This window comes from Nonomuraea sp. NPDC049141, assembly GCF_040648415.1.
In the GTDB taxonomy this organism is placed as follows: Bacteria; Actinomycetota; Actinomycetes; order Streptosporangiales; family Streptosporangiaceae; genus Nonomuraea.
The window spans coordinates 1-4,125 of the sequence record NZ_JBEZDR010000083.1 but is presented as its reverse complement, the minus strand read 5'-3'; the positions used below and the strand labels follow the sequence as shown (position 1 = coordinate 4,125).

General features: G+C 71.0%; 4 protein-coding genes. 2 read left to right on the top strand and 2 right to left on the bottom strand.

Annotated elements, in window-relative coordinates:
• Positions 1-159 precede the first annotated feature (159 nt).
• Complete coding sequence (locus tag AB0B91_RS64350; RefSeq protein WP_357661327.1) at positions 160-1,365, bottom strand: LPXTG cell wall anchor domain-containing protein; 1,206 nt, start codon at positions 1,363-1,365, stop codon at positions 160-162.
• 345 nt (positions 1,366-1,710) lie between these two features.
• Entirely contained in the window at positions 1,711-2,901 is a 1,191-nt protein-coding gene (mqnC, locus tag AB0B91_RS64345; protein WP_089002440.1) for a cyclic dehypoxanthinyl futalosine synthase, read from the bottom strand.
• Positions 2,902-3,028: 127 nt separating this feature from the next.
• Here mqnC and AB0B91_RS64340 point away from each other — a divergent pair, with 127 nt between their 5' ends.
• Together AB0B91_RS64340 and AB0B91_RS64335 are read left to right on the top strand one after the other, a co-directional pair.
• Positions 3,029-3,199, top strand: coding sequence for a hypothetical protein (locus AB0B91_RS64340; protein ID WP_172896596.1), 171 nt, complete (start codon positions 3,029-3,031; stop codon positions 3,197-3,199).
• Positions 3,199-3,963, top strand: coding sequence for an N-acetylmuramoyl-L-alanine amidase (locus tag AB0B91_RS64335; protein ID WP_357661325.1), 765 nt, complete (start codon positions 3,199-3,201; stop codon positions 3,961-3,963). Before AB0B91_RS64340 ends, AB0B91_RS64335 begins: the two co-directional genes overlap by 1 nt.
• The last annotated feature ends 162 nt before the right edge of the window (positions 3,964-4,125 follow it).

Below are 4,125 nucleotides of genomic sequence, written 5' to 3'. Positions count from 1 at the left end.
GCTGCTGCTGGTCCTCCCGTTCGCCTTGGTCTTCTTGGTGCAGCGAGACAGCATCGCCCACTGCGGCGGCCTGGAGTGGGCGGAGCGGATCGTCACCCATCCCGCCCCCGCTGCCGTGCGTTATGTGAACGACCCTCGCGGGTCGATGGAGGACGACCGTCAGGCCGTCGGCTTCTCGTCGCCCGGGGTCACCAGGACGACCCGGCGCCGCCGCGCCACCATGAACATGGCCGCGCCCGCGACCAGCACCACGCCGCCGATGCCGCCGATCAGCGTGGTCTGCGCGCCGGTGACCGGCAGGCCGCCGTCGTCGTCACCGCCGCCGCCCGCGCCGCCCTTGGCCGCGACGATCACGGCGTAGCCGTCGGAGTTGTCGGTGGCGTCCACGTCGGAGGCCTGCAGGCCGGTGACGTTCTCCGGCAGGGTGACCGCCGCCGTCCGCGCCCGGGTGGGCTCGGAGCCGACCGGCTCGACGCTGACCAGACCGCCCTTGAGGGCGCCCGGCTTCACGTCCGCCGCCACGTCGAACAGGTGGTAGAAGCCGTAGGCCGAGTAGAGCTTGTCCTCGGCGTTGGTGTCCTCGTCCTGCGGGATCAGCCCGAAGTTGGCGTAGGTGCAGGTGAAGGTGGACTTGTCGGCCGCGTACTCGCAGCCGGGCTCCACCTCCGTCGGGGTGACGCCCTTGGGCAGCTTGACGCTGATCTTCAGACCGGCCGCGGCCTTGTCACCCTGGTTGGTGATGAAGTAGGTCAGCGCAGAACGGCCGCCCGCGTGCAGGTCGCCGGAGTAGACCGGGTTCCCGTCGACGATCTTCACGCCCTGCTTGACGTCCTCGGCGACGACCGAGAGGTCCGGCCCGCTGGCGTCCGAGAAGTCCAGCGTGGCGGTCTTGGTGTTGTTCGCCGCGTTGGTGTCGTCCTTCGAGACGAGCTTGAAGGAGAGGGGCGCCTGGTAGGTGCCGGTGCCCTCGAACTTGAACAGGACGACCGGCAGGTCCGTGGTCTCGCCCGGGCCCGGCAGGCCCTTCTCCGTCGCGTAGCAGATGAACGCGGTCGGCTTCTCCCCGGCGAACTCCACGTCGCAGCCGTCCTCGACGGCCGGCACGGCGGCGACCTTGTCGAAGTCGACCTTGGACACGTCCACCCGCACGGCCAGCTCGCTCGGGGTGTTCTTGCCGGTGTTGGTCACCTTGGCGTAGGCGAACTTGCCCTGCGCGTTGGCGGCGACCCGCGTGCCGGCCACCTCGATCGCGAGGTCCGTCTCGGTGCCCGAGGCCTGGGCCGGGCTACCGAGAGCGGTCAACGCGCCGGAGGCGAGCAGCGCGCCGGCGCCGATACGCGCCAGCGAACGGTTACGGAAGATCATGGAAAGGGTCCCCCCGTTGGGGCGAAGGAAAGGTACGGCCGGGGACGTTAGCGGTAAGCGATCACGCTCGCCACCCCCAAGGTCGGGCGCGTTGAACAGCCAGGCTAAGAATCACTTAAGGAATGCCCGGATTGATATGTCTTGCTGCCCAGGCCACCTCGCGGCCGACTCCGAACGGCAACCCAATCGAGATCAACGGTCCACGGGAATTCACCCGATCGGCCAGCCGGCGAGGCCGCCAATGATCACTCTCCGTACGGCGGCGCTCCACGCAGGGACCCGCGTACGACGGCACCCCACCGCCGGGGACGACGGTGGGGTGCCGGGGTCGTACGGGTGAGCGCGTCAGCGGACGTCGACCAGCGGCAGGGACTTCCCGGCGCCGCCGCCCGGTATGGCGATCGAGGAGAAGTGCGAGACCACCCGCTCGTCGGTCGGGTCGTCGGCCGGGGTGTGGTGCACGGCCAGCCGGTTGTAGAGGGTGTCGCGCTGGGCGGGGATCCGGTCCGCCGAGCGGATCATGCCGATCAGCTCGTGCAGGTTGGAGCGGTGCCGCGCGCCGGCGGAGGAGATGACGTTCTCCTCCAGCATGATCGAGCCGAGGTCGTCCACGCCCATGTGCAGGGCGAGTTGCCCGACGTCCTTGCCGGTGGTCAACCAGGACGCCTGCAGGTGCGGCACCGTCTCGAAGAAGAGCCGGGCCACCGCGACCAGCCGCAGGTACTCCAGCGTGGTCGCCTGCGTACGGCCCTTGAGGTGGTTGTTCTCCGGCTGGTACGTCCACGGGATGAACGCCCGGAAGCCCTTCGTGCGGTCCTGCACGTCGCGGATCATCCGCAGGTGCTCGATCCGCTCGGCGGCGGTCTCGCCGGTGCCCATCATCATGGTGGCGGTCGACTCGACGCCCTGCCGGTGTGCCAGCTCCATGACCTCCAGCCAGCGCTCGCCCGACTCCTTCAGCGGCGCGATGGCCTTGCGCGGGCGGGCGGGCAGCATCTCGGCGCCGGCGCCGGCGATCGAGTCCAGCCCGGCCGCCTTGATCCGGGCGATGGCCTCGTCGAGGCTGACACCGGAGACCTTGGCCATGTGCAGGATCTCGCTGGGGCCGATCGAGTGGATGGCGAGCTGCGGGTAGGCCTTCTTGACCGAGGAGAACAGCTCCTCGTAGTACTCCACGCCGTAGTCCGGGTGGTGCCCGCCCTGGAGCATGACCTGGGTGGCGCCCAACTCGACCGCCTCGCCGCAGCGGCGCAGGATCTCCTCGGTCGGGTGGGTCCAGCCCTCCCGGTGCTTCGGGGCCCGGTAGAACGCGCAGAACTTGCACGCCGTCACGCAGACGTTGGTGTAGTTGATGTTGCGGTCGATCAGGTACGTGACGACGTTGTCCGGGTAGCGGCGTCGGCGTACCGCGTCGGCGGCCTCGCCCAGGGCGTGCAACGGCGCCTCGGTGTAGAGCAGCAGGGCCTCCTCGGGCGTGATCCGCCCGCCGTCCGCGCCACGCTGCAGGATGTCGTCGATCTCCCGGCTCACACTCACCCCCCGAGCCTACGTCGCCCCGCCCCGGGGCCGCCCCGCCGGACTCCTGTCGGCCACGCCACAGGCTCCGCCCGGGCGGCGGCCCGAGGGACTTACCCCTGCCGCATCGATCAACTAGCATCAATGGATGATTTTCCCCGCGCCTTCGCCCGCACCTCCACCCCTACGTCGCCGGGCGCTGCTGGGCCTCGTACCGCTCGGGGCCGCCGCTCTCGCCGTCGCCACGGTGGGCCGACCGGCACGCGCGGCCACCACGGCCCGGGCGCCGGAGTGTCTCGCCGACCTGACGGCGGCCTGATGGCGACCGTCCCCTGGCTCGCCGACGTGCTCCGCGCCGCCGGCGTCACCGTGGTGGAGCACGGCAACTGGCTCGGCCGGGTCTCCGGCAGCTCGTTCGCCCCCATCGGCGTGCTCTGGCACCACACGGCGGCCACCTCCAGCGCCGGCAACCCGCACCCCGCGCTGAACATCTGCATCAACGGCCGCTCCGACCTGCCCGGACCGCTCTGCCAGGCCCTCGTCGACTACCACGGCGTCTTCCACGTCATCTCCGGCGGGCGGGCCAACCACGCCGGCGTGAGTCGCGGCAGCGGCCCCATCCCGGCCGGCGACGGCAACACCCTGATGATCGGCTGGGAGATCGACTACAACGGGGTCAACCAGGCCATGACCGGCGCCCAGTACAGCGCCTCGGTGCTCGCCACCGCCGCCGTGCTGCGCCGGCTCGGCCGCGACGCCAGCCACGCCCGGGGGCACCGGGAGACCAGCACCAGCGGCAAGATCGACCCGTCGTTCATCGACCTGGACTCGATGCGTGCCGACGTGGCCCGCCAGCTCGCCGGCAACCCACCCCTCGACCTCACGGAGAACGACATGAAGCTCATCCAGTCACCCGGCCGCGGCATCGCCCTCGTCGGCCCCGGCTACTTCCGCCAGCTCCGCAACGACGAGGAGGTGCACGCCGCCGTCGCACTGGCCGGCAACCCGCTGGTCGGCAACGACCGCCAGTTCGACCTGTGGCGCAGCATCGCCTACGACGGCCAGGTCAAGGCCCCGAGCTGACCCTCACGCAAGGGGTCGGCGGGTGCGACGCGGTGCCTGCGCCGACCCGCCGACCCGGCTGCGCCCGCCGAGCGGCGGGCGGACCGGTCAGGCGTCGTAGTCCACCGTGAGCCGGTCGGTCGTCGGGCTGGACTGGCAGGTGAGCACGTAGCCTGCGGCCAC

Coding starts and splice junctions, on each gene's coding strand:
- AB0B91_RS64350 (WP_357661327.1), bottom strand. CDS start 1,365: ATGATCTTCCGTAACCGTTCGCTGGCGCGTATCGGCGCCGGCGCGCTG.
- AB0B91_RS64340 (WP_172896596.1), top strand. CDS start 3,029: ATGATTTTCCCCGCGCCTTCGCCCGCACCTCCACCCCTACGTCGCCGG.
- AB0B91_RS64335 (WP_357661325.1), top strand. CDS start 3,199: ATGGCGACCGTCCCCTGGCTCGCCGACGTGCTCCGCGCCGCCGGCGTC.